This window comes from Leifsonia sp. LS1, assembly GCF_020521355.1.
GTDB lineage: Bacteria > Actinomycetota > Actinomycetes > Actinomycetales > Microbacteriaceae > Leifsonia.
Map to the genome: position 1 here is coordinate 1 of NZ_BPER01000004.1, position 25,253 is coordinate 25,253.

A 25,253-nucleotide genomic window follows, 5' to 3' on the forward strand; every position below is an offset into this window, starting at 1 on the left:
GGGACGCGCGGGGGGGGGCCCCCCCCCACGCCGATTTTCCGACCTACAAGGCGGAGGTGGAGGCCGCGCCCGAGAGCTGGCGCGCCTGGTTCCGCCTCGGCCTCGCCTACGACGCGTCCGGCGACCGGCGGCGGGCCCGCGAGGCGCTTCGCACCTCGATCCGGCTCCACCGCGCGGAGGCGCGCGCGGCGCGCAGCTGACCGCCGACGGCCTCAGGCCGTCCCGGCGCGCACGAGGTGCTCCATCGCCTCTGCCACAGTGGTGTCGCGGAAGACGAAGCCGTCGGCGAGCAGCCGCTCCGGAACGACCTTCTGGCTCGCGAGCAGCAGTTCGCGCCCGGCGTCGCGCAGTGCGAGCGTGACGGCCCTCTCGGGTACCGGGAGGCCGTACGGCCGGTGCACCGCGCGTGCGAGGGCGCGCAGCACACCGCCCGCGGTCGACGGCGTGGGGCCGACGATGTTCACAGGGCCGTCCAGAGTCGAGGTGAGCAGGTGCACGATGGCGGCGGCCTCGTCGTGGAGGCCGACCCAGGGCCAGTGCATCCCGCCGCCCGCGATCGGCCCGGCGAGGCCGAGCCGTGCGAGCGGGAGCAGCGGCTTCATGGCACCCCCGCGACCGATCACGAGCCCCGTGCGCAGCAGCGCGACACGCGTCTTCTCCGGCGCCAGTCGCGCCGCGGTCTCCCACGCCTCGACGACATCGGAGAGGAACCCCGTGCCCTTGGCGGACGCCTCGGTCAGCGTCTGGCCGGGCCGGTCGCCGTAGTACCCGACGGCCGAGCCGCTCAGGAACACCGCGGGCGGCGCGGCCGCCTGACGCATCGCATCGGTGAGGGTCCCCGTCGCTTCCAGTCGGGAGGAGAGGATGCGCCGCTTCGTCGCGGCCGTCCACGGCAGGTGGTTCAGTGACGCGCCCGAGAGGTTGACGACCGCGTCGGCCGTCTCCATCAGGTTGACGTCGATCATGCGGCTGGACGGCGACCAGTGGAACTCATCCGCGGACTGCGGGCGGCGGCGCACGAGGCGTCGCACCTCATGGCCTGCCGCGACGAGCTGACGGGTGAGCTCGGTGCCGATCATGCCGGACGCCCCGGCGACGAGCACCTGCACGGCTCAGGCCAGCGAGGCGTCGAGGGTGATCGGGATGCCGACCAGCGCGCGAGAGACCGGGCAACCGCTCTTGGCCTCGTCGGCGAGGCGCTGGAAGTCTTCGTTCGAGAGGCCCGGGACCGTCGCCTGGACCGTGAGGTGGCTGCCGGTGATGCCCGACGCGGGGTCGAAGGTGACGGCGGCGGTCGTGCGGATGCTCTCGGGGGCCGAGCCGAACTCGGTCAGGATGTTCGAGAAGGCCATCGAGAAGCAGGCCGCGTGCGCGGCTCCCAGCAGTTCCTCCGGCGTCGTGACGTCGCCGCCGCCCTGCGATCGCGCCTTCCAGGTGACGGGAAGCTGCGCAGCGTTCGAGGAGTCGAGGGTGACGCTCCCGGAGCCGGACTTGAGGTCTCCGGTCCAGACGGTGGTGGATTCGCTGGTGACGGCCATGAGTGCTCCTGTTCCTCCGTCGCGGTCGCGGCGGGCCCGTCCAGACTACTGGCGAGGAGGGATCGCACGGCCGGCGTCCGGGGGATTCCCGGTTTCGATGCTCAGACGGCCGGGCCACCCGCCTGCGCCCCCCGGCGGACGAAGCCTGCACGGACGAGCAGCAGGTAGAGCTGGCAGCCCAGGCAGTACCCGAACACGGAGTTCAGGAAGGCGGCGACGAACGCGAGGGAGGCCGCGATCGGCAGCGCGTACGGAACGCCGAGCAGGTGGAGCAGCAGCCCCAGACCGGTGACGACGAGGCCGACGCCTTGCGCGAACGTCGGCGGGGCCGGGTCCTCGCGCTCGGCGGGCGGCCCGAGACGTGGCTGCACGAGCCGGCGGTAGAGCACGCCGTAGGGGTGGCGGCGGATGCCCGCGAACGCTCCCCAGGCGAACAGCAGCGCGATCGCCAGGAGGAGGGCGGCGGCCGCGGTCGTCGCCCCGACGAGGGCGAGGAAGACGTCGACGAGGAGCAGGGCGGCGGTGATGCCCGCTCCGAAGCGCGGAGACCGCGGGTCGATGCCGGCGGTCTGGTCAGGCTGTGACATGGTCGCTCCCGAGGATGCGGTCGAGGGTGCCGCGCACGTCGGCGGGCCGTGCCGCCCCGCCGATGCGGGCACGGACGACGCCCGTGCCGTCGAGCACGAGGGTGGTGGGGGTCTGCAGCACCGCGAAACGGCGGGCGAGATCGGGGCGCTCCGTGAGGTCGACGTTGACGTGGGCGACGCCCTCCTCGTCGTGCGCGGCCGCCCCGAGCACGCGCGCCGTGGCGGCGCACGGGGCGCAGAACTCGGTGGAGAACTGGAGCAGGGTCGCGCGCTCGCCGAAGGCGCTCGCGCCCACCTCGGCCGCGCGGACGGTGTCCGCGCGCCGGGTGGACCGCGCGCGCCCCGTGGTGGCGCGCCAGACCAGGCCGGCCGCGGTGGCCGTGGCCACCAGGGCGAGCAGGATGCCGAGCGCTGCGATGCCGTTCATGGTGGGGCGACCCTACGCGCCCGGCACGCCCGGGCGCATCCCGTGTGTCGCACTGTGACAGCGCTGCGGGGGCGCCCGGGGAGGCGCGGCCCGGTCGCGTACCGATAGCCTGGTGCCATGTCTTCCTCCGCGAACCCGTTCGGCCAGGTGCTCGTCGCCCTGGTCACCCCGTTCACCGCCGATGGCGAAGTCGACTGGGCCGGCGTGGAGAAGCACATCGACGACGTCATCACCGCGGGAGCGGATGGCATCGTCGTCACGGGGACGACGGGGGAGACCTCGACACTGACGGACCCGGAGAAGCTCCGCCTGGTCGAGATCGGCAAGTCGGTCTCCGGCGGCCGCGCCAAGATCATCACCGGCGGCGGCTCCAACGAGACCGCTCACGCCATCCAGCTGTACCGGCAGAGCGAAAAGGCCGGGGCCGACGGCGTCATGGTCGTCACCCCGTACTACAACAAGCCGACGCAGGCGGGCATCCTCACGCACTTCCGGATGATCGCCGACTCGACCGACCTCCCGGTCATCCTGTACGACATCCCGGGCCGCACCGGAGTCCCCATCAGGTACGAGACGATCCTGCGCATCGCCAAGCACCCGAACGTCCTCGCCATCAAGGACGCCAAGGGCGACTTCAGCGAGGTCAGCCGGGTGCTCAACCAGACCGACCTGCTCTACTTCTCGGGCGACGACGCGAACGTCCTGCCGCACCTGGCGATCGGCGCCAGCGGCCTGATCGGCGTGACGGCGAACATCGCTCCGACCCCGTACCGGCAGATCGTCGACGCCGTCAACGCCGGCGATCTCGCGACGGCGACCGCGGCGCACCGCAAGCTCGAGCCTCTGGTGCGCGCGGTGATGACCCACGTGCCCGGCACGGTCGCCGCGAAGTACATCCTCCACGGCCTCGGCCGCATCTCCAGCCCCCGCGTCCGGCTGCCGCTCGTCGGCCCGGAGGAGTGGGAGGCCGCTCAGATCGAGGACGAGCTCGATCTCGTCAAGGACATCCCCGGTGTGGACTTCTCCAACTTCCGGCCGGACCGCAACGCGGCCGCCGGTGGAGCGCTCCCCAAGATCGCCGGGACCACGCGGTAGGGGCCGCCGCCACCAACGGCCCGGGCGCCGACGCGCCCCCGACTTCACACGAAACACCCTGAGGAGGGCATATGCCCAACCTGGTCACCGACCCGCCCGCGCTCGAACCCGGAACACTCCGCATCATCCCCACCGGCGGTCTCGGCGAGATCGGCCGCAACATGACGGTCTTCGAGTACGAGGGCAAGCTGCTCATCGTCGACTGCGGCGTGCTGTTCCCCGAGGAGAACCAGCCCGGCGTCGACCTGATCCTGCCGGACTTTGCGCCCGTCCGCGACCGTCTCGACGACGTGCTCGGCGTCGTGCTCACGCACGGCCACGAGGACCACATCGGCGCCGTGCCATATCTGCTCAAGCTGCGGGCCGACATCCCGCTGATCGGTTCCGGCCTGACCCTGGCCCTCGTGGAGGCGAAGCTCAAGGAGCACCGCATCCAGCCGTACACCCTCTCCGTCACCGAGGGGCAGCACGAGCAGCTCGGGCCGTTCGACCTCGAGTTCGTCGCGGTCAACCACTCCATCCCCGACGCCCTCGCCGTCGCCATCACGACCCCGGCCGGTGTCGTCCTGCACACCGGCGACTTCAAGATGGACCAGCTCCCGCTCGACGACCGGATCACCGACCTGCGCGCGTTCGCCCGTCTCGGCGAGGCGGGCGTCGACCTCTTCCTCGCCGATTCCACCAACGCCGACGTCCCCGGTTTCACCCCGCTCGAGCGTTCGATCGGGCCGGTGCTCGACAACGTCATCGCCCGCGCGCCGCGCCGCGTGATCGTCGCGAGTTTCTCGAGCCACGTGCACCGCGTGCAGCAGGTGCTCGACGCCGCCCACGCGAACGGACGCCGCGTCGCCCTCCTCGGCCGTTCGATGGTCCGCAACATGACCATCGCCGCCGAGCTCGGCTACCTCAAGGTGCCCGAGGGTGTGCTGATCGACTACAAGAAGGCCGCGGACCTGCCGGACGACAAGATCGTCTACATGTCCACCGGGTCGCAGGGGGAGCCGATGGCCGTGCTCGCCCGCATGGCCAACCTGGACCACCAGATCGAGGTCGGCCCCGGCGACACCGTGATCCTCGCCTCCAGCCTCATCCCGGGCAACGAGAACGCGGTCTATCGCGTGATCGACGGCCTCACCAAGCTCGGCGCCAATGTCGTCCACAAGGGCAACGCCAAGGTGCACGTCTCGGGCCACGCCGCCGCGGGCGAGCTGCTCTACTGCTACAACATCCTGAAGCCGCGCAACGTCATGCCGGTGCACGGCGAGTACCGGCACCTGGTCGCCAACGCGAAGCTCGCGATCGACACCGGGGTGCCCGAGAAGAACGCGATCCTGGCGGAGGACGGCACGGTCGTCGACCTGCGCGACGGCGTCGCCCGCGTGGTCGGCCAGCTCGACCTCGGCTTCGTCTACGTCGACGGCTCGAGCGTCGGAGAGATCACCGACGCCGACCTCAAGGACCGCCGCATCCTCGGCGAGGAGGGCTTCATCTCGATCATCGTCGTCGTGGAGGCCGCGACCGGGCGCATCGTGACCGGACCGGAGATCCACGCCCGCGGCTTCGCGGAGGACGACGCGGTGTTCGACACCGTCAAGCCCAAGATCGCCGCGGCGCTGGCGGAGGCGGCGGGCAACGGCGTACGCGACTCGCACGCGCTGTCGCAGGTCGTGCGCCGCACGGTCGGCCGCTGGGTCAACACCAGCTACCGCCGCCGGCCGATGATCGTCCCGCTCGTCATCGAGGCGTGAGGGAGCGCGCGCGGGCCGGGGAGCCTGCGCGCACAGAACCGGGCGACGACGCCCGCAGACGAGAGGCAGCAGATGGGGGTTGTGCGGCGCTGGGTGTTCCCCGCCATCAGGACGCTCCTGGTGGCGGCGATCGCCGTCGCGCTGGTCAAGCTGGCGTTCTTCCCGGACGGGGAGAAGCCGGCCGATCCGGCCGTCCCGATGGCCGAGCTGAGCGATCCGGTCACCACCGTGCAGAAGGGGACGATCGTCAATGACGTCTCGGCGAGCGGCTCGATCGTCGCCGACGACGCCGCACCAGTGCGCTCCGGCGCGGCCGGGACCGTCAACAAGGTCCAGGTCGCGGTCGGCCAGGCCGTCGGCGAAGGCGCCCTGCTCTTCGACGTGAAGGTGGAGACGCCCCGCGACCCGATCCAGCAGACCGGACCCGACGGGGAGGTCGTGGTCACGGAGCAGAAGCCGAAGGTCACGTACGTCGAGGTCACCGCGCCGATCGGCGGCGTCGTGAGCGAGCTGCCGGTGCTGACGGGTCAGGCGGTCGCCATCGGCGACAAGGTCGCCTCCGTCGCGCCGCCCACCTTCTCGGTCACCGCCTCCCTGCCCGCGGAGCAGCAGTACCGGCTCACCGCCCGTCCGACGGAGGCCACGGTCACCGTGAAGGGCGGCCCGGCCCCGTTCACCTGCACCGGCCTGACCATCTCGACCCCGCCTCCCACGGCCTCCGACACGCAGCAGGGCGCCGCGCCGCAGACCGGAGCCGCGTCCGGCGCGGGGAGCGCGACCGTCCGCTGCGCCGTGCCTGCGGAGGTCACCGTGTTCCCCGGCCTCACCGCGACGGTGACGATGTCGGCTGGCCGTGCCGAGGGAGTGCTCACCGTGCCGACGACCGCGGTCAAAGGCTCCGCGCAGAAGGGTGTCGTCTATGTGACGGGGGACGACGGCACCCCCGTGGAGAAGCCCGTCGTGCTGGGACTGACCGACGGCACCTCCGTGGAGATCACGGAGGGCCTGGCCGAGGGGGACTCCATCCTCGAGTTCGTGCCCGGCGCGCCGCAGAGCACCGGCGACGGCTGCGCCGCCATGCCGGACGGCGGCGTGGTGTGCACCGGGCCGGTCGGTTCGTGAGTCTGCTGCGGCTGGAGGGCGTCACCAAGACCGTCCCCATCCCGGACGCGGAGCCGCTCACGATCCTCCACGGGGTCGACCTCGACGTGGCCCCCCACGATCGGATCTCGGTCGTCGGGCGATCGGGATCTGGCAAGTCGACGCTCCTGAACATCCTCGGGCTGCTCGACAGCCCGACGTCGGGCGAGCTGTGGTTCGACGACGTTCCCGCGGCACGCCTGAGCTCCCGCCGCCGCGACCGGTTGCGCGGCGCGTCGGTGGGTTTCGTGTTCCAGCAGTTCAACCTCCTGCAGGGGCGCACCGCCCTGGAGAACGTCACCACCCCGCTGCTGTACGCGTCCGGCCGCACCTTCTGGCGTCGTCGCGCGATCGCGGCCGAGATGCTGGACCGGGTCGGTCTGGGGCACCGGCTCGACGCCCGTCCGGAGCTGCTGTCCGGCGGTGAGCAGCAGCGCGTCGCCATCGCCCGCGCGCTCGTCCGCGGTCCGCGCCTGATTCTGGCCGACGAGCCCACCGGAGCCTTGGACGTCGAGACGGGCGCGACCGTGATCGACCTGCTCGACGAGGTCGCGACCGACAACGGCGCCGCCCTCATCGTCATCACGCACGATCCCGCAGTGGCCGCGCGGGCGGACCTCCGCTACCGGCTGGACGCGGGCCGCCTGCGGCCGTCTGACGTCGAGGTGACGGCGTGAGGGCGGTCGAGACCGTCTGGGGCGCGATCGTGGAGGCCTGGCAGGAGGTCCGGGTGCATCGCGGGCGCGTGCTGTTGTCGTTGATCGGCGTCGGCGTCGCGGTGTGCGCACTCACCTCCGTGGTCGGCCTCGCCAACATCGCGCAGCAGTCCATCACCGAGAGCAACGACCGCTACGGCGGGCGCCCGGCCCTCATCGCGGTGCGGCCGATGTCGGATCCCTCGCTTCCGGCTGCCGGGGGCCCGGTGACGCTCGACGAGGCCTGGGCGACGGCGGCCGAGCGGCACGCCATCCGCTACTGGTCGCGTGTCGGCGGCGGGAGCGTCTCGGTGCAGTTCCGGACGGGTGTCGCGGACGTCTCCCTGCAGACGGTGGACCCGGACTACGCGACGATGCACCGCACGATGGTGCAGCGCGGCCGGTGGTTCACCGACGACGACACGCAACGCCTCGCTCCCGCGCTCGTCGTCAACGAGGACTTCTGGCACCGGCTGGGCTCGCCGGCGCTCGCCGCGCACCCGGTGGCGACCATCCGGTCGGGGGAGGGCACGGTGACGGCGGTCGTGATCGGGGTGATCCGCACCCCCGACAACCCCGACTACCCGATGGCCTACGGGCTCGTCGAGGGGACGGACGCGCTCATCGCTCCGGGCACGTCGATGGGGAACGGTGTCGAAGCGTGGGTGCCTCCCGAGCTGGCCGATCCCCTGACCGCCGCGCTGCGATCGGAGCTCGGCGCAGCGCTCGGCGCGAACACCGTCGACGTCTCGCGCACCGACTACCTGGCGTACCAGACCGAGGACCCGCTCGCCGCGCTCAAACTGGTCGTGATGGGCATCGCCGTCCTCATCCTGCTGCTCGGCGCGCTCGGGCTCGTCAACATCGCGCTCGTGACGGTGCGCAACCGTATCCGGGAGATCGGCGTGCGCCGCAGCTTCGGAGCCACCGGAGGGCGGGTGTTCTTCGCCGTCATGATGGAGAGCGTCGTCGCCACCGTCGTCGCCGGCGCCGCCGGGGTCGGGCTCGCCATTCTCATCGTGAAGAGCCCGTGGGTCGAGCAGCTCGTCGGTCGCGGGATGGTGGCGGACCCGCCGCCGTTCCCGGTGGAGGCCGCCGTGATCGGCCTGGTCGCGGCGACCGCGGTCGGCGCCCTCGCCGGGTTGATCCCGGCCCTCGTCGCGGTGCGCGTGAAGGTCATCGACGCGATCCGGTACTGAGGCGTGCCTGTCGCCTCCGCATCCGTAACCTCCCGGAAACACCCGGGCGAGTAGCGTTCCCCCATGAGCGGGTACCGGATCCGCCCGGCGGCGGGCGACGACGCACGGGTCCTCGCCGACATGCTCGTCGAGGCGGTCAACTGGAACGCGGTGCGTGCACGCCCCCGGGTGACTGTGCTCGAGGACCCGTTCGTGGCTCGCTACATCGCCGGCTGGATGCGGCCCGGCGACTTCGGCTGTGTCGCCGAGGACCATCACGGCACTCCGGTCGGTGCGTGCTGGGCGCGGCTGTTCCCCGCGAACGCGCCGGGATCGGGCTTCGTCGCCGTCGGGGTGCCGGAGCTGACGCTCGGGGTTAACCCGCAGTGGCGCGCGCAGGGCGTCGGGCGGGCGCTCCTCCGCGAGATCGCCCGGCGCGGGGCGGCGAGCGGCGTCGCCCGGCTCAGCCTCAGCGTGGAACGCGCGAACTTCGCGCAGCGGCTCTACGTGAGCGAGGGCTACGTGACCGTGGCCTCCGACGACCGTGCCGACGTCATGGTGCGCGCCCTGCGCTGACGCGCGGATTTCCCGGTTGCAGGCGCGGGAACCGCGTGCTGTCGCGGGTGAGAAGTACCGTATGACCCATGGCTACGAGCACCAAGTCGAACGCGCGCGCCGGCCGGTCCGGTCGCGGCGGTTCGAGCGCGCGCAAGCCGGCGTCCAAGACCGCCGCCCAGAAGACGGTGGCCTACCCGGCCGCCGACGCCGCGCCGAGCCCCCTCGTCCGCGCCTGGATGGGGCTGGCGCACCTCACAGGAGGCGCCTTCCGTGCGCTCGGCCCGGAGAAGCTGAGCAAAGAGGAACGCCGGGACGGGTTCCCGTTCTTCCTCGTGCTGCTCGCCGTCGCGGGCGCGGTGATCGAGTGGTTCCTGATCAACGACCAGATCGCCCGCACCCTCGACGCCTGGACGTTCGGCGGTCTCTTCGGCCGGGTCGCGTTCGCGCTCCCGGTCATCATGGTGCTCTTCGCGGCCTGGCTGTTCCGGCACCCGAGCTCGGTGCACGACAACACGCGCATCGGCATCGGGGTCGGCATCCTGCTGCTCATGGTCTCCGGGCTGTGCCACCTGTTCAGCCACCACCCGACGCCGAGCGACGGCATGATGGCGCTCGCGCAGGCCGGGGGTGTGCTCGGCTGGCTGATCGCCGCCCCCCTGTCGCTGGTCATCACACCGTACGGCGCGGGCGCGGTCATCGTGCTGCTGCTCATCCTCAGCCTTTTCATCATCACCAAGACGCCGCCGAACAAGCTGCCCGCCCGCATGCGCGAGCTCTACGCTTACCTGTTCGGCGCACAGCTGCCGACGGACGAGGAGCGCCAGGAGGCCCGCGAGGCCGCCAAGGAGGCCAAGACCAAGCAGGTGCCGCTCGACGGCGTCGACGACGACGAGTCGGAGCACACGGGCAACCTCCCCTGGTGGCGGCGCAACACATCGCAGCGTGAAGAGGATCCCGACTACGACGCCCCCGGGCGCGACAGCCTGACGGAGGTCTTCGGGGAGCCGAAGCGGGGCAAGGGCGAGTTCGCCACGGCCCTGGAGCCGGACCCGTCCAGCGACCACTACAACACGGAGGTCCTCAGCGAGCTCGCCCTCGCGGAAGACGCCCTCGAGCGCTTCACGGGCGAGGTGCCCCCGACGGCTACGGCTGCGGCCGCCGCTCCGGGTACCGCCCCCGCGGTCCTGCCCGGATTCCAGGCCGGCGCCGACGACTTCGACGACTCCACGTCCGTCGACGGCGAGAGCGGCCCGGTCGCGCCATACAGCCTCCCGTCGGCCACCATGCTGTCGGCGGGTACCCCTGCCAAGACGCGGTCGAGTGCCAACGAGGAGATCGTCGCGGCGATCACGGAGGTGCTCACGCAGTTCGGGGTGGATGCCAAGGTCACCGGGTACTCCCGCGGGCCGACGGTCACGCAGTACGAGATCGAGCTCGGCCCCGGCGTGAAGGTGGAGCGCGTGACCGCGCTCAGCAAGAACCTCTCGTACGCGGTCGCGAGCAACGAGGTCCGCATCCTCTCGCCCATCCCGGGCAAGAGCGCGATCGGCGTCGAGATCCCGAACTCCGACCGTGAGATCGTCTCGCTCGGCGACATCCTGCGCTCGCCTGCCGCCGCCAAGAGCACGCACCCGATGACGATCGGCGTCGGCAAGGACGTCGGCGGCGGGTTCGTCGTCGCCAACCTGGCGAAGATGCCGCACCTCCTCGTCGCGGGATCGACCGGCTCCGGCAAGTCGAGCTTCGTCAACTCGATGATCACGAGTCTGCTGATGCGCGCCACGCCGTCCGAGGTGCGCATGGTCCTCATCGACCCGAAGCGCGTGGAGCTCACCATCTACGGCGGCGTCCCGCACCTGATCACGCCCATCATCACGAACCCCAAGAAGGCAGCCGAGGCGCTGCAGTGGGTCGTGAAGGAGATGGACATGCGCTACGACGACCTGGCCAGCTTCGGCTTCCGCCACATCGACGACTTCAACAAGGCCGTCATCAACGACGAGATCGTGCTGCCGGCCGGGAGCGAGCGCAAGCTCAAGCCGTACCCCTACCTCCTGGTCGTGGTGGACGAGCTCGCCGACCTGATGATGGTCGCCCCGCGCGACGTCGAGGACTCGATCGTGCGCATCACGCAGCTGGCGCGTGCGTCGGGCATCCATCTGGTGCTCGCGACGCAGCGGCCGTCCGTCGACGTCGTCACCGGCCTCATCAAGGCGAACGTCCCGTCGCGGCTCGCGTTCGCCGTGACGAGCGTCACCGACTCCCGCGTCATCCTCGACCAGCCGGGCGCCGACAAGCTGATCGGCCAGGGTGACGGGCTCTTCCTGCCGATGGGCGCCTCCAAGGCGCTCCGCGTGCAGGGCGCTTGGGTCAACGAGGACGAGATCCAGAAGGTCGTCGAGCACGTCACGCGCCAGGCCCGCCCGGAGTACCGGCAGGACGTCACGGCGGGCGCCGAGAAGAAGCAGATCGACTCCGACATCGGCGACGACCTCGAGCTGCTGCTCGCGGCGGCCGAGCTGGTCGTCTCGTCGCAGTTCGGCTCCACCTCGATGCTGCAGCGCAAGCTCCGCGTCGGCTTCGCCAAGGCGGGACGGCTCATGGACCTGCTCGAGTCGCGCGAGATCGTCGGCCCGTCGGAGGGATCGAAGGCCCGCGATGTGCTGGTGACGGCGGAGCAGCTCCCGGAGGTGCTGGCGCGGCTGCGCGGGGCGGAGCCGCCTGCGGCGCCGGCCGCCCCGTCCGCCGCTGCCGGAGCCCCTGCGGCCGCCGGTCACGAGCACGGTGCGCCGGACGGCCGCTACGAAGACGATCCGGTCGCCGCGATGACCGAGGGCTATCCTGAGGTCGAGGGCGACTCCGGCGAGGACGCCTGGCAGCTGACCGGCAGGGAGTAGATCATCGCGATGACGTCCGAGACACCCCCGATCGCGGGCGCCCCGGTCCCGCGGCCCAGCAACTGGAACGTGCCCAATGTGATCACGGTGGTGCGCATCCTGCTCGCGCCGCTGTTCGTGTGGATGCTGCTCGCCGACGCGGGCGCCGACGGCTGGCTGCGCTGGGCGGCGGCCGTGCTCTTCGTCCTCGCCATCGCCACGGACGGTGTCGACGGGGCCATCGCGCGGCGCAACAACCTCGTCACCGACCTCGGCAAGCTGCTCGACCCGATCGCCGACAAGGTGCTCACGGGGGGCGCGCTGATCGCGCTCTCGATCCTGGCGGAGCTGCCGTGGTGGGTGACCATCGTCATCCTGGTGCGCGAGGTCGGCATCACGCTGTACCGGTTCGTCGTGATCCGGCAGGGCGTCATCGCCGCCTCCCGCGGCGGCAAGATCAAGACGATCGTCCAGTCCATCGCGATCTCCCTCGCACTGTTCCCGCTCTGGACCGTGCTGGGCGACTGGGTCTTCTGGGTCAACGGCGTGTTCATGACGGCCGCGGTGGTCCTCACCGTGGTCACGGGTTTCGACTACCTCTGGCAGGCCTGGAAAGGCCGGCGGGCGAAGCGTGCCGCCGGCTGACCCGGACGACCCCGCGGCCCGTCTGATCGCGCGCCTGCGGGCGACGGGCACCACCGTCGCCGCCGCGGAGTCGCTCACCGGCGGCGAGCTGACCGCCGAGCTCACCCGCGTGCCGGGCGCCTCCGCCGTGGTGCTCGGGGGAGCGGTGGTCTACGCGACCCAGCTCAAGCACTCGCTGCTCGGAGTCGACGCGGACCTGCTCGCGGCCGAAGGTCCGGTGCACCCGGAGGTCGCCGCGCAGCTGGCGGAGGGCGTGCGCACCCGTCTCGCCGTCGACGGCCGCCCGGCCGGCCTCGGCGTCGCCACCACCGGTGTCGCCGGGCCCGATCCGCAGGGAGGCCGCGCCGTGGGCACCGTGTTCGTCGGTGTCTCGTCGGACGCCGGGACACGGGTCGTCGAGCTCGCGCTCACCGGCGACCGTGCCGCGATCCGGCGAGCCACGGTGGAGCGGGCGGTCGCCGAACTGATCGCCGAGACGGGCGCCTGACCGCGCCGTCGGAACCCCGGGAATACCGTGTGTTTCGGTCCTGTTACACCTGCTGCATTCACAAGAAAAGCCCAGTAGTCGCCGATATCGTGACCATCAGGGATGCGGTACAGTTGGCATCCATCGATACGTCGGCAGGGTTGAGAAGGAGGCTCCGAATGATTCTTGTACGTCAGGAAATCGGCGACGTGCTCAGGGACTTCCGCCTGCAGAAGGGCCGCACGTTGCGGCAGGTCGCCAGCAAGGCGAGCGTCGCCCTCGGCTACCTCAGCGAGGTCGAGCGCGGACAGAAGGAGGCGTCGAGCGAGATCCTCGCGTCGGTCGCCGACGCACTGGAGACGCCGGTGTCGGTCATCATGCGCGAGGTCGGGGACCGCATCGCGGTGCTCGAGGGCCTCGAGCCGGTCATCCCCGACACCGTGCCCGACGAGTTCGTCACGGCGATGGAAGCGCCGCTGATCGCTCGCTGATCCCCATCCACCAGACTCGAGGACGCCCCGCCCGCGCGGGGCGTCCTTCGTCTTACCCCACCGGGACGCACACATGAAGCTCAGCGAATTCCAGCGCGCCGTCGCCGACGAGTTCGGCAGCGGCTACGGCCAGGCCCTCCTCACCGACCTCGTGCTCGGCGAACTGGGTGGCCGCACCGCGCAGCAGGCGCTGGATGCGGGTCTCCCGGCGCGCGACGTCTGGCTCGCGCTGTGTAGAGAGGCCGGCGTCCCGGTGGCGCACTGGCACGGCGCCGGGCGGCCGGCGCCACGGGCCTGAGCGCCGCGCGTCCCGCGACACGCCGCTTCGAACGTCTCGAAGATATGTTCGGATGTGGCTAGACTCTCCTCACAACCGCAATCGAAAACGAGTTGTCCACAGATCTCCCGGACGATGTCCTCGTGTCGGACGTCTCTCGTACAGTCGGACTCGTCAGCGAAGCGTAAGAAGGAGAACCGCACATGCCATCACCCGCAGACCGCGAGAAGGCGCTCGAGACCGCACTCGCGCAGATCGACCGTCAGTTCGGAAAAGGCTCGGTCATGCGACTGGGCAGCGACGAGCGCGCCCCGGTGGAGGTCGTCCCGACCGGCTCGATCGCGCTCGACGTCGCGCTCGGCATCGGCGGGCTCCCGCGCGGCCGCATCGTCGAGATCTACGGTCCGGAGTCGTCGGGTAAGACGACCCTGACGCTGCACGCGATCGCCAATGCGCAGCGGGCCGGCGGAATCGCTGCCTTCATCGACGCGGAGCACGCTCTCGACCCCGAGTACGCCCGCAAGCTCGGCGTCGACATCGACGCCCTCCTCGTGTCGCAGCCCGACACCGGTGAGCAGGCGCTCGAGATCGCCGACATGCTCGTGCGAAGCGGTTCCATCGACCTCATCGTCATCGACTCCGTCGCGGCGCTCGTGCCGCGTGCCGAGATCGAGGGCGAGATGGGCGACTCCCACGTCGGCCTGCAGGCCCGCCTCATGTCGCAGGCCCTGCGCAAGCTGACCGGTGGGCTCAACCAGACCAACACCACGATGATCTTCATCAACCAGCTGCGCGAGAAGATCGGCGTCTTCTTCGGGAGCCCCGAGACCACCGCCGGTGGAAAGGCGCTCAAGTTCTACGCGTCGGTCCGACTCGACATCCGCCGCATCGAAACCCTGAAGGACGGCGCCGACGCGGTCGGCAACCGCACGCGCGTCAAGGTCGTCAAGAACAAGATGGCGCCGCCCTTCAAGCAGGCGGAGTTCGACATCCTGTACGGCGTCGGCATCTCCCGCGAGGGCAGCCTGCTCGACTTCGGGGTGGAGCACGGGCTCGTCAAGAAGTCCGGCGCCTGGTACACGTACGAGGGCGACCAGCTCGGGCAGGGCAAGGAGAACTCGCGCAACTTCCTCATCGCGAACCCGGACATCGCCGCCGAGATCGAGACGAAGATCAAGATCAAGCTCGGCATCGTCCCCGACCCCAACCCCGTCGCGCAGCCGCAGGGCGAGGTCGAGTCGATCGAGGAGAAGCTGCGGGCACGCAAGGGCGCCTGACGTCGACTGGCGGGTCCGTGCGACCCGCCAGTCGACGACCGTTTGTCCGTGCATCGCGCGAGAGGTGTTCGAGGAGAGCTTCATGGTCGTGAGGTTTCCATCCGATCCGTTCGGTGAAGCGAAGAACGAGCCGATGAACGGAGGGGGCGACGGGGACCGCCTCGCGCCCGTCACTCCGCTGCGGCGGCCGGCGTCGCGTGGCGTGGAGAGCCGGCATCCGGCCGGAACGGCGCGAGGAGTCCCGCGCGAGACCGAGCATGAGCCCGGCGACGAGGGTGCGGACGCGAGGATCGTCGAACTCCCCGGCGCCGCTCGATGGAACAACACGTGGGCGGACGACGGAGGAGCGGCTGCCACCGCAGCGGCCGCAGCCGTGACCTCCGTCGATCAGGACGACGACGAAGCCGATCGCCAGGCGAAGAAGGTCTCAGCGGTCACCATCCGGCAGTTGGCACGCCGGGGCATGTCCCGGTGGGAGCTGGAGCAGGTCCTCCTCAAGCGCGAGATCGAACCCGAGGTGTTCGGCCCCGAGCTGGATCGCCTCGAGACGCTCGGCGTGATCGACGACGCGTCGCTCGCCGTGAGCCTGGCGTTCACGCAGCACAGCCGCAAGGGGCTCGGGCGCACCGCGATCGAGCAGGAGCTGAAGCGGCGGCACATCGATCCCGAGCTCATCGAGATCGCGCTGGCCGACATCGCCGACGAGGACGAGCTGGAGCGCGCCACCGAGCTCGCGGTCAAGCGCATCGGCCAGCTGTCGTCCTACGACGACGAGACGGTGCGTCGTCGTCTCCACGGTTTCCTGGCCCGCAAGGGCTACAGCTCCGCGATCGTGCGGCAGGCGATGGACGCCGCCCTGGCGTCGCGTCGGCGCGGCGGCGTGCGGTTCCAGTAGGCGGGAGGCTGGCATCCCGGGGACATCCCTCCACGCGATCCACGCTGTTCTGAGCCGCGGCGAGGCGAACGTAGAATTGTCGGCATCATGAGCATCATCGAACAGCGCAGCGTCATCGAGCCCTCGGCGGCAGCCCTCCGTGCCGACGGCACGGCACGGACCTACGAGGTCCGCACGTTCGGCTGCCAGATGAACGTGCACGACTCCGAGCGGCTCAGCGGGTCCCTCGAAGCCGCCGGCTACGTTCCGGCCGAGGGCGCCGAGGCCGACATCGTCGTCATCAACACCTGCGCCGTGCGCGAGAACGCCGACAACAAGCTGTACGGCAACCTCGGACACCTCGCCGGCATCAAGCGCCGCCACGAGGGCATGCAGATCGCCGTCGGCGGCTGCCTCGCGCAGAAGGACAAGAACGTCATCCTCGAGAAGGCGCCATGGGTCGACGTCGTCTTCGGGACCCACAACATGGGTGCGCTACCGAGCCTCCTCGAGCGCGCGCGCCACAACGACGACGCCGAGATCGAGATCCTCGAGTCGCTCGAGACGTTCCCCTCCACACTGCCGACGAAGCGCGACTCCTCCTACTCCGGGTGGGTCTCCATCTCGGTGGGCTGCAACAACACCTGCACCTTCTGCATCGTGCCCTCGCTGCGCGGCAAGGAGAAGGACCGTCGCCCGGGCGACATCCTCGCGGAGATCCAGGCACTCGTCGACGACGGCGCGATCGAGGTCACCCTGCTCGGGCAGAACGTGAACTCCTACGGCGTGGAGTTCGGCGACCGGCAGGCGTTCAGCAAGCTGCTGCGGGCGGCCGGGCGCATCGAGGGCCTGGAGCGCATCCGGTTCACCAGCCCGCACCCGGCGGCGTTCACCGACGATGTGATCGACGCCATGGCCGAGACGCCGAACGTCATGCCCCAGCTCCACATGCCGCTGCAGTCGGGTTCCGACCGGATCCTCCGCAGCATGCGCCGGTCGTACCGCTCCGAGAAGTTCCTCGGCATCCTCGACCGCGTGCGCGCCAAGCTGCCGGACGCCGCGATCAGCACCGACATCATCGTCGGGTTCCCCGGCGAGACCGAGGAGGACTTCCTCGAGACCATGCGCGTCGTGGAGGCGGCCCGGTTCGCCTCGGCGTTCACATTCCAGTACTCGATCCGTCCCGGCACCCCCGCCGCGACGATGGAGGACCAGGTGCCCAAGGAGGTCGTGCAGGAGCGTTACGACCGCCTGATCGCACTGCAGGAGCGCATCTCTCTCGAAGAGAACGAGAAGCTGGTGGGCCGCGAGGTCGAGCTGCTCGTCGCCAACGGCGAGGGCCGCAAGGACGCCGACACGCGCCGGCTCAGCGGTCGCGCCCGCGACAGCCGCCTGGTGCACTTCGAGCTCCCGGCGGGAGCGGAGGCGCCGCGGCCGGGCGATGTGGTCACGGTGCGCGTCACGCAGGCCGCTCCGCATTACCTCATCGCCGATGCCGTCGCCGACGGCCCGTTCCGGGTGCGCCGGACGCAGGCGGGCGACGCGTGGGATCGTGCCGAAGCCGAGTCCTGCGCCGTCCCCTCCCACGGTTCGGGGGCGACGGCCGACACCGGCGGTCGCGTGTCTCTCGGTCTCCCGACGCTGCGCACGCGCGAGCCGCTGACCTCGCCCGGCGTCGGGACGATGCCGATCTACGACCCGACGGACGGCCAGCGCTGAACGCCGACGGCCCCGGCGTCGTCGCGATCGTCGGGGCCACCGGAACCGGCAAGACCGACCTCTCGCTCGCGCTCGCCGAGCGCCTGCGCGCGCGCGGACAGGCCGCGGAGGTCGTCAACGCCGACGCCATGCAGCTCTACCGCGGCATGGACATCGGCACGGCCAAGATCCCCGCGAGCGAGTGGCGCGGCGTGCCGCACCACCTGTTCGACGTCCTCGACGTCACCGAGGAGGCCACGGTCGCCCGGTACCAGCCCGAGGCGCGGGCCGCGGTCGACGACATCCTGGCGCGCGGTGCGGTCCCGATCCTGGTCGGCGGATCCGGGCTCTACGTCTCCAGCGTGGTGTTCGACTTCCGGTTCCCCGGCACCGACCCGGAGCTGCGGGCGCGTCTCGAGACCGAGCTCGCGGCGCAGGGACCGGGGATGCTCCACCGACGGCTGACCGCGGTCGACCCCGTGGCCGCCGCGCGCATCGGGTCGACGAACGGCCGACGCATCGTGCGCGCCCTGGAGGTCGCCGAGCTGACCGGCGAGCCGGTGAGCGGCACCCTGCCGGAGTCGCCCGTTCCCTGGCGGCCGGTGACGCTCCTGGGACTGGCGGCGCCGCGCGACGAGCTCGTGACCCGGCTCGACGCCCGCGTCGAGCGCATGTGGGCCGACGGCCTGCTCGACGAGGTGCGCGGCCTGATCCCTCGAGGGATCGAGCGCGGCGTCACCGCGGGCCGCGCCATCGGATACGCCCAGGCCCTCGCCGAGCTGCGCGGCGAGCTGACGACGGCCGAGGCGATCGGCCGGACCCAGCAGTTGACCCGTCGCTACGCGCGACGCCAGGTGAGCTGGTTCAAACGGTACCCGGACCTCCACTGGCTGGCGTACGACGACCCGGCGATCGTGGACGCGGCGCTCGCTAGGCTGTGAACATGGCGACACTCCACTTCACCAAAGGTCAGGGCACGGGCAACGACTTCGTGCTCTACTCCGACCCGGACGGGCGGCTTCCGCTGACGGCCGCGCAGATCGCCGAGATCTGCGACCGCCACTTCGGCGTCGGAGCCGACGGCGTCATCCGTGCGGTGAAGTCCAAGCACCTCCCGGAGGGCGTCGAGGCACTCGCGGAGGACGAGGGCGCCGAGTGGTTCATGGACTACTACAACGCCGACGGATCGGCGGCCGAGATGTGCGGCAACGGTATCCGCGTCTACACCCGCTTCCTGATCGAATCGGGGCTCGTGGAGCTCGCCGACGGGGACACCCTCGCCATCGGGACACGCTCAGGCGTCCGCGACGTGCAGCGCACTCTCACCGGATTCCAGGTCGACCTCGGGCGCTGGGACCTCGACGGCGGTGAGCCTCTGGTGCGCGCGAAGGAGCTCCCGGTCGCGCGCCCGGGCCTCGGCATCGACATGGGCAACCCGCACGTCGTCGTCGCGGTCGCGGACGAGAGCGAGCTGGAGGCCGCCGACCTCACGTACATCCCGCACCTCGAGCCGGCGCCCGAGCACGGCGCGAACGTCGAGTTCGTCGTGCCGCACGAGCCGCTCGTCAAGGACGGCGTCGGCCGCATCCGGATGCGCGTGCACGAGCGCGGCAGCGGGGAGACGCTCTCGTGCGGAACAGGCGCGGCCGCCGCGGCGCTCGCGGTGCGGTACTGGGCGGGCGACGGCGCACCGAATCAGTGGCGCGTCGACGTGCCGGGCGGGACCGTGGGCGTGCGCATGTTCGCCACGGAGGACGGCGAGCACGTCGCCCTCAGCGGCCCGGCGGAACTGGTCTACACGGGCACCCTCGAGCTCGCCTGAGCAGAGCGGCACTGGGCGCGAATGCTCCGGCCGCGTCCCGGAGGTTCAGTCGTCGGCGGTGCGCCGCGGCCGGTGCGAGCGGAGGACGCGGTAGCCCTTGGAGATCGCGGCGCGCGTCGTCTTCAGCTCAGGCAGGGCCGCCTCGATCCAGCGGTGCAGGGAGTCGCTGCCCAGATTGCGCTGCACGACCAGCCACGCGTCCGACCCCGGCTCGAGGCGCGGGAGCCAGCGGGTGAGGATGTTGTGCAGCTCGTCCTTGCCGATCCGGATGGGCGGATTGGACCAGATCGCCGTGAACAGCAGGTCGTCGGGAACATCGTCGGGGGTGACGGGGTTAACATTGGTGAGACCGAGCTTCTGCGCGTTCAAGCGCACCACATCCAGGGCTCGGGTGTTGACGTCGACGGCCCAGACCGTCGCATGAGGGGATTCGAGAGCCAGTGTGAGAGCCAGCGGTCCCCAGCCGCAGCCCAGGTCGAGGAACTGACCTCCGGGCGGCGCAGCGGGGACATGGTCGAGCAGGACTCTCGTTCCCGTATCGATGCGCTCGGGGCTGAAGATGCCGTTCGCGGTCGTCAGCTCGTACGTCTGGCCGGCCAGCCGTACGGTGATCGGCCGCAGGTTCATCTCACTCTCGGGAGCCGTGGAAAAGTAGTGGTCTCCGCTCGCCATAAGAGGACCGTACAGGACGCAGCCGAACTGACAAACTGGGATGGACCCGGAACGGGGACGAAGAATGACTGAACGAACCGAAATCGAAGAACACGGCACCGACGACGTCGTCGCGCGCGTGCTCGCGACCGAGAAGAACCGTGCGAGCCTGACGCTGTTCGGGACGGGCGCGCAGGCGCTCCAGTCCACGGCGACCGCCGACGGCTCGCACGACGGCGAGCAGTTCGACCGGGAGGAGCGCGCGGCACTCCGCCGCGTCAGCGGACTCTCGACCGAGCTCGAGGACGTCACCGAGGTCGAGTACCGGCAGCTCCGACTCGAGAACGTGGTGCTCATCGGCGTGTACTCGCAGGGCACCCTGCAGGACGCCGAGAACTCCATGCGCGAGCTCGCCGCCCTGGCGGAGACCGCGGGCGCCGTCGTGCTCGACGGCCTGCTCCAGCGCCGCCCGCATCCGGACCCGAGCACCTACCTCGGGCGCGGCAAGGCGGAGGAACTGGCGGGCATCGTCGCCGCGCTCGGCGCGGACACCGTCGTGGCCGACACCGAGCTGGCGTCGAGCCAGCGGCGCGCGCTCGAGGACGTCGTGAAGGTGAAGGTGATCGACCGCACCGCGGTGATCCTCGACATCTTCAGCCAGCACGCCAAGAGTCGCGAGGGCAAGGCGCAGGTCGAGCTCGCGCAGCTCGAGTACCTGCTTCCGCGCCTGCGCGGCTGGGGCGAGTCGATGTCTCGCCAGGCCGGTGGGCAGGTCGGCGGCGCCGGTGCGGGCATGGGGTCGCGCGGTCCCGGTGAGACGAAGATCGAGCTGGACCGTCGGCGCATCCACACCCGGATGGCGAAACTGCGCAAGCAGATCGCGGGGTTCAAGCCCGCCCGCGAGGCGAAGCGCGCGAACCGCAACCGCAACTCCGTGCCCTCCGTCGCGATCGCCGGCTACACCAACGCCGGCAAGTCGAGCCTTCTGAACCGTGTGACCAAGGCGGGCGTGCTCGTCGAGAACGCCCTGTTCGCCACGCTCGACGCGACCGTGCGCCGCTCGGTGACCGCCGACGGCCGTCTGTACACCCTCGCCGACACCGTCGGGTTCGTGCGCAACCTGCCGCACCAGCTGGTGGAGGCGTTCCGCTCGACGCTGGAGGAGGTGGCCGACTCCGATGTGATCCTCCACGTCGTCGACGGCTCGCATCCCGACCCGGCGTCGCAGCTGGCGACGGTCCGCGATGTGATCGGCGAGGTCGGGGCGCGCGACATCCCGGAGATCGTGGTCTTCAACAAGGCCGACCTGATCGGCCCGGACGAGCGGCTGGTGCTGCGCGGGCTGGAGCCCGGCGCGATCTTCGCCTCCGCCCGCACGGGCGAGGGGATCGACGAAGTGCTCGCCGCGATCGCCCGGCTGCTGCCCGATCTGTCGGTCGAGGTGCGGCTCGTTGTGCCGTACGACAGGGGCGACCTGATCTCGGCCCTGCACGAGCGCGGACGTGTGCTCTCCACGGAATACGTGGAGGAGGGCACGCGGGTCCACGCGAAGATCATGCCGGAGTACGCGGCGGTGTTCGAGCCGTTCGCGGTCTGAACGACGACCGGCGTTGAGGAGACCGGACGGAAGCGTGTGTCGAATGATGACGCAGACGATTCCGTCCGGCCTTCGTCGCCTGTAGATTCTTCACTCAACCGACGCGGTCATCCGCTCGGTGGTGCGACAGCCGAGCCCGGCACCCGCCCGTGAACCCGCTCCGCCCGACGCGCGCCGTCGGCCGGGCCGGGTGCCCGTGCCGCTGATCGACCACCTGAGGACGCCATGAGCTGTACCACCTCCCGGTACTCCTTCGAGCTCTACCCGCCGCGCAACGAGCGCGCCGCCGCCGCGCTGCCCGCGACCATCGGGCGGCTCGCCGCCGCCCGACCGGACTTCATCTCCGTCACGTACGGGGCGAACGGCTCGTCGCGGACCTCCTCGCTCGATGTGCTCCGTCAGATCCTGGAGCACACCGACGTCAGCCCGATGGCGCACCTCACGTGCGTCGGCTCGTCCCACGAGGAGGCCAACCGGCTCATCCGTGAATTCCTCGACGCGGGGGTCCGGCGCTTTCTGGCCGTGCGCGGCGACCCGCCGGAGGACGCCGCACCCGGCGACGACGGCCTCGGCGACATCCGCAGCTCGGCCGAACTGGTCCAGCTCATCCACCGCGTCCAGGCGGAGCGCGTTCCGTACGGGGAGCTGCCGGTGCCGGAGCTGCACGCCCAGGCCGTGCTCGCCCATCGCGAGCACGTGCAGATCGCGGTCGCGGCGTTCCCCAACGGGCATCCCGCCTCCCATTCGCTGTCGCAGGACATCGACGCGCTGCTCGCCAAGCAGGCCGCCGGCGCCAACCTCGGGATCACCCAGCTGTTCTTCCACGCCGAGGACTACCTGTCGTTCGCGCAGAAGGCCAAGGACGCGGGTGTCACCTTCCCGATCCTGCCCGGCATCATGCCGGTGACATCGCCGGGGCGCCTCGCCCGCATGCTCGAGCTGAGCGGCGAGGACCTCCCCAGCGACCTGGCCATCCAGCTCGAGGTAGAGCCCACGGACGAGGGCCGCCGCGAGATCGGCATCGCGTGGGCTGCGAACCTGGGCCGGCGCCTGCTCGACGGCGGCGCCCCCGGCCTCCACCTCTACACCTTCAACCAGAGCGAGGCGGTGCTGTCCGTCCTCGACCGGATCGGCGTCCTGCCCGCCGACGCCACCACCGCCGTCTCCACCTCCTGACGCAACCGAAAGGGCTCCACCATGACCTCCACCTCCCGTGCCGCCTTCCCGGCGGGAACGATCCTCGGCTACCCGCGCATCGGCCGCCGTCGCGAGCTCAAGAAGGCGGTCGAGTCCTTCTGGGCCGGCGCGATCGATGCCGCAGAGCTGGAAGCGACCGCGGCCGGACTGCGCGCCGCCACCCGCGAACGGCTCGCGAGCCTCGGGCTGGGCCGCGACGATGCCTCCATCCCCGAGAGCTTCAGCTACTACGACCAGGTGCTCGACGCGGCCGTCGCCGTCGGCGCCGTACCGAGCCGGTTCGCCGGCCTCGCTCGCGCGGACGGCTCCGTCGACCTCGCTGGCTACTTCACCATCGCGCGCGGCGAGGGCGACAACGCCCCGCTCGAGATGACGAAGTGGTTCGACTCCAACTACCACTATCTGGTGCCGGAGATCGGTCCGGAGACCGACTTCCGCCTCGCGTCGGACCGTCTCGTCCGCGAGTTCGAGGAGGGGCGCGGCGCCGGCTTCGTCACCCGACCGGTGATCGTCGGCCCGGTGACGTTCCTGCTGCTCAGCAAGGCGTCGGACGAGGCGCCGGAGGGCTTCCGGCCGCTGTCGCGCCTGGCCGACCTCCTGCCGGTGTACCGCGAACTGCTCGCCCGGCTCGACGCCGCCGGCGCACCGTGGGTGCAGCTCGACGAGCCGGCCCTCGTCAGCGAGAGCATCGAGGAGCCGCGGGAGGCCGTCCTGGAGGCGCTCCGCACTGCCTATTCCGCGCTGGGCGGCGCAGCCGACCGCCCGGCGATCTTCGTCGCCGCACCGTACGGCAGCCTGGACGACGCACTCCCCGTCCTCGCCGCCGCGCCGATCGAGGCCCTCTCACTCGACCTCGTCCGAGGCTCGCTGCCGACCGGGCTGGACGCGGCGACAGCCGGGTCGCTCGCGACCAAGACCGTCGTCGGCGGCGTGATCGACGGCCACAACATCTGGCGCGGCGATCTCGAGGCCGCGTTCGGCACGCTCACCGAGCTGCTGTCGCTCAGCCCGGACGTCGCCGTCTCCACCTCCACCTCGTTGCTGCACGTGCCGCACGACGTCGAGGACGAGCCCGACCTCGACGCTCGCCTGAAGGGGTGGCTCGCCTTCGCCGACCAGAAGGTCGGGCAGGTCGCCGTGCTGGCCCGCGGCCTGGTGGACGGCCACGAGGCCATCCAGGACGAGCTCACGGCGGCGACCGCGTCGCTCGCCGACCGCGCCTCCGCCCCGGGCGTCCGCGTCGACGCGGTGCGCGCCCGCGAGGCCGCGCTCACCGGGGCCGACTTCCGCCGTGGCGCCTACGAGGACCGGCTCGCAGCCCAGGATTCGGCGCTCGGCCTGCCGTTCCTCCCGACCACGACCATCGGCTCCTTCCCGCAGACCGGAGACATCCGCCGCTCCCGCGCACAGTTGGTGAAAGGGCTCATCACCGAGGCGGAGTACCTCGCCAGGATGCAGGCCGAGATCAAGCGCGTCGTCGACCTGCAGGAGGAGATCGGCATCGATGTCATCGTGCACGGCGAGCCCGAACGCAACGACATGGTGCAGTACTTCGCGGAGAACCTCGACGGGTTCGCCGTCACCCAGAACGGCTGGGTGCAGTCCTATGGATCGCGCTGCACGCGTCCGTCCATCCTGTGGGGGGACGTCTCGCGACCGAAGCCGATCACGGTCGACTGGTCGACGTACACGCAGAGCCTCACCGACAAGCCGGTCAAGGGGATGCTGACGGGTCCGGTGACGATCCTCGCCTGGTCGTTCGTGCGCGACGACCAGCCGCTCGGCGAGACCGCCCGCCAGGTCGCGCTCGCGCTGCGCGACGAGATCGAGGACCTCGAGGCTGCGGGCATCCGCGTCGTCCAGGTGGACGAGCCCGCGCTGCGCGAGCTGCTGCCGCTGAAGCGTGCCGCGCAGGACGAGTACCTGGACTGGTCGGTCGGCTCCTTCCGGCTCGCGACGGCCGGCGTGCGTGACGAGACGCAGATCCACACCCACCTCTGCTACTCGGAGTTCGGTGTGGTCATCGACGCGATCCGCAACCTCGACGCCGACGTCACCAGCATCGAGGCCGCGCGCAGCCGCATGGAGGTCGTGCACGACATCCAGACCTCCGGCTTCGAGCACGGCATCGGCCCGGGCGTCTACGACATCCACTCGCCGCGCGTCCCCTCCGTCGCCGAGGTCACCGAGCTGCTTGAGACGGCGCTCGGCGCGATCCCCGGTCGCCAGCTCTGGGTCAACCCGGACTGCGGACTGAAGACACGGGGATACGACGAGACCGTCGCATCGCTGCGCAACATCATCGAGGCGACGCGCGCGGTGCGCGAGCGCGTGTCCGTCGAGGCCTGACCCTCCCGGTCGCCGAGGGGCGTCGTTCCGCCGTGGGCGGACGGCGCCCCTCTGCCGTGCCCCCGTG

Annotated in this window: 24 protein-coding genes and 1 pseudogene; 20 read left to right on the top strand and 5 right to left on the bottom strand. The window is 71.0% G+C overall.

Annotated features, from left to right (window positions below; all coding sequences use genetic code 11):
* Positions 1–200 (top strand): annotated as a pseudogene (locus tag LLS1_RS08275) (hypothetical protein); the annotation flags it as partial.
* A gap of 12 nt (positions 201–212) precedes the next feature.
* Here the strand turns inward: LLS1_RS08275 and LLS1_RS08280 are convergent.
* The 4 genes from LLS1_RS08280 to LLS1_RS08295 all read right to left on the bottom strand — a co-directional run bounded on the left by LLS1_RS08280 (position 213) and on the right by LLS1_RS08295 (position 2,552).
* Positions 213–1,109 carry a TIGR01777 family oxidoreductase gene (locus tag LLS1_RS08280; RefSeq protein ID WP_226654672.1) on the bottom strand — a complete coding sequence of 299 codons (897 nt, stop codon included), beginning with the start codon at positions 1,107–1,109 and terminating at the stop codon, positions 213–215.
* Positions 1,110–1,112: 3 nt separating this feature from the next.
* On the bottom strand, positions 1,113–1,538 hold the full coding sequence (locus tag LLS1_RS08285) for an OsmC family protein (protein ID WP_223357236.1): 426 nt from the start codon (positions 1,536–1,538) through the stop codon (positions 1,113–1,115).
* A gap of 101 nt (positions 1,539–1,639) precedes the next feature.
* Positions 1,640–2,125 (bottom strand): DUF4395 domain-containing protein, encoded by a 486-nt coding sequence (locus LLS1_RS08290; protein WP_226654674.1) that lies wholly within the window; start codon positions 2,123–2,125, stop codon positions 1,640–1,642.
* The gene (locus LLS1_RS08295; protein ID WP_226654676.1) at positions 2,112–2,552 is read right to left on the bottom strand and encodes a thioredoxin family protein; all 441 of its coding nucleotides are present in this window, start codon (positions 2,550–2,552) and stop codon (positions 2,112–2,114) included. Before LLS1_RS08295 ends, LLS1_RS08290 begins: the two co-directional genes overlap by 14 nt.
* Before the next feature lie 117 nt (positions 2,553–2,669).
* On the opposite strand from LLS1_RS08295, the gene dapA reads away from it, so the two are divergent.
* The 16 genes from dapA (at position 2,670) to dapF (ending at position 19,392) form a co-directional block, all read left to right on the top strand.
* Positions 2,670–3,647 carry a 4-hydroxy-tetrahydrodipicolinate synthase gene (gene dapA / locus LLS1_RS08300; RefSeq protein WP_223357224.1) on the top strand — a complete coding sequence of 326 codons (978 nt, stop codon included), beginning with the start codon at positions 2,670–2,672 and terminating at the stop codon, positions 3,645–3,647.
* A 71-nt stretch (positions 3,648–3,718) separates the two neighbouring features.
* On the top strand, positions 3,719–5,395 hold the full coding sequence (locus LLS1_RS08305; protein WP_226654678.1) for a ribonuclease J: 1,677 nt from the start codon (positions 3,719–3,721) through the stop codon (positions 5,393–5,395).
* A gap of 72 nt (positions 5,396–5,467) precedes the next feature.
* The gene (locus LLS1_RS08310; protein WP_226654680.1) at positions 5,468–6,517 is read left to right on the top strand and encodes an efflux RND transporter periplasmic adaptor subunit; all 1,050 of its coding nucleotides are present in this window, start codon (positions 5,468–5,470) and stop codon (positions 6,515–6,517) included.
* Positions 6,514–7,212 (top strand): ABC transporter ATP-binding protein, encoded by a 699-nt coding sequence (locus LLS1_RS08315; RefSeq protein ID WP_226654682.1) that lies wholly within the window; start codon positions 6,514–6,516, stop codon positions 7,210–7,212. Before LLS1_RS08310 ends, LLS1_RS08315 begins: the two co-directional genes overlap by 4 nt.
* The gene (locus tag LLS1_RS08320) at positions 7,209–8,429 is read left to right on the top strand and encodes an ABC transporter permease (protein ID WP_226654684.1); all 1,221 of its coding nucleotides are present in this window, start codon (positions 7,209–7,211) and stop codon (positions 8,427–8,429) included. The genes LLS1_RS08315 and LLS1_RS08320 overlap by 4 nt, the downstream gene beginning before the upstream one ends.
* 63 nt (positions 8,430–8,492) lie before the next feature.
* A complete protein-coding gene (locus LLS1_RS08325; protein ID WP_226654686.1) occupies positions 8,493–8,984 on the top strand; it encodes a GNAT family N-acetyltransferase in 492 nt (163 codons plus the stop codon).
* 68 nt (positions 8,985–9,052) lie between these two features.
* On the top strand, positions 9,053–11,863 hold the full coding sequence (locus LLS1_RS08330) for a DNA translocase FtsK (RefSeq protein WP_226654688.1): 2,811 nt from the start codon (positions 9,053–9,055) through the stop codon (positions 11,861–11,863).
* Between the two features lie 9 nt (positions 11,864–11,872).
* Positions 11,873–12,487: a CDP-diacylglycerol--glycerol-3-phosphate 3-phosphatidyltransferase gene (gene pgsA / locus LLS1_RS08335; protein WP_223357212.1), complete on the top strand. Its 615-nt coding sequence runs from the start codon at positions 11,873–11,875 to the stop codon at positions 12,485–12,487.
* A gap of 22 nt (positions 12,488–12,509) precedes the next feature.
* Positions 12,510–12,974, top strand: coding sequence for a CinA family protein (locus LLS1_RS08340; protein ID WP_223360974.1), 465 nt, complete (start codon positions 12,510–12,512; stop codon positions 12,972–12,974).
* Between the two features lie 158 nt (positions 12,975–13,132).
* Positions 13,133–13,444: a helix-turn-helix domain-containing protein gene (locus tag LLS1_RS08345; RefSeq protein ID WP_223357211.1), complete on the top strand. Its 312-nt coding sequence runs from the start codon at positions 13,133–13,135 to the stop codon at positions 13,442–13,444.
* Positions 13,445–13,517: 73 nt separating this feature from the next.
* The gene (locus LLS1_RS08350; protein WP_223357210.1) at positions 13,518–13,742 is read left to right on the top strand and encodes a DUF3046 domain-containing protein; all 225 of its coding nucleotides are present in this window, start codon (positions 13,518–13,520) and stop codon (positions 13,740–13,742) included.
* Positions 13,743–13,924: 182 nt separating this feature from the next.
* Complete coding sequence (gene recA, locus LLS1_RS08355; protein WP_223357209.1) at positions 13,925–14,998, top strand: recombinase RecA; 1,074 nt, start codon at positions 13,925–13,927, stop codon at positions 14,996–14,998.
* A gap of 82 nt (positions 14,999–15,080) precedes the next feature.
* Positions 15,081–15,893 carry a regulatory protein RecX gene (locus LLS1_RS08360; protein WP_226654690.1) on the top strand — a complete coding sequence of 271 codons (813 nt, stop codon included), beginning with the start codon at positions 15,081–15,083 and terminating at the stop codon, positions 15,891–15,893.
* Positions 15,894–15,980: 87 nt separating this feature from the next.
* On the top strand, positions 15,981–17,591 hold the full coding sequence (miaB, locus tag LLS1_RS08365) for a tRNA (N6-isopentenyl adenosine(37)-C2)-methylthiotransferase MiaB (RefSeq protein WP_226654692.1): 1,611 nt from the start codon (positions 15,981–15,983) through the stop codon (positions 17,589–17,591).
* Positions 17,588–18,511 carry a tRNA (adenosine(37)-N6)-dimethylallyltransferase MiaA gene (gene miaA, locus LLS1_RS08370; protein ID WP_226655231.1) on the top strand — a complete coding sequence of 308 codons (924 nt, stop codon included), beginning with the start codon at positions 17,588–17,590 and terminating at the stop codon, positions 18,509–18,511. Before miaB ends, miaA begins: the two co-directional genes overlap by 4 nt.
* Before the next feature lie 2 nt (positions 18,512–18,513).
* On the top strand, positions 18,514–19,392 hold the full coding sequence (gene dapF / locus LLS1_RS08375; protein WP_226654694.1) for a diaminopimelate epimerase: 879 nt from the start codon (positions 18,514–18,516) through the stop codon (positions 19,390–19,392).
* A 45-nt stretch (positions 19,393–19,437) separates the two neighbouring features.
* Here dapF and LLS1_RS08380 read toward each other — a convergent pair whose 3' ends face one another.
* Complete coding sequence (locus LLS1_RS08380) at positions 19,438–20,019, bottom strand: class I SAM-dependent methyltransferase (RefSeq protein WP_226654695.1); 582 nt, start codon at positions 20,017–20,019, stop codon at positions 19,438–19,440.
* Positions 20,020–20,128: 109 nt separating this feature from the next.
* Here LLS1_RS08380 and hflX point away from each other — a divergent pair, with 109 nt between their 5' ends.
* The 3 genes from hflX (at position 20,129) to metE (ending at position 25,186) form a co-directional block, all read left to right on the top strand.
* The gene (gene hflX, locus LLS1_RS08385; protein WP_226654696.1) at positions 20,129–21,640 is read left to right on the top strand and encodes a GTPase HflX; all 1,512 of its coding nucleotides are present in this window, start codon (positions 20,129–20,131) and stop codon (positions 21,638–21,640) included.
* Positions 21,641–21,865: 225 nt separating this feature from the next.
* A complete protein-coding gene (locus LLS1_RS08390) occupies positions 21,866–22,816 on the top strand; it encodes a methylenetetrahydrofolate reductase (protein ID WP_226654697.1) in 951 nt (316 codons plus the stop codon).
* A gap of 21 nt (positions 22,817–22,837) precedes the next feature.
* Positions 22,838–25,186, top strand: a complete 2,349-nt coding sequence (gene metE, locus LLS1_RS08395; protein WP_226654700.1) for a 5-methyltetrahydropteroyltriglutamate--homocysteine S-methyltransferase — start codon at positions 22,838–22,840, stop codon at positions 25,184–25,186.
* Positions 25,187–25,253: the final 67 nt, after the last annotated feature.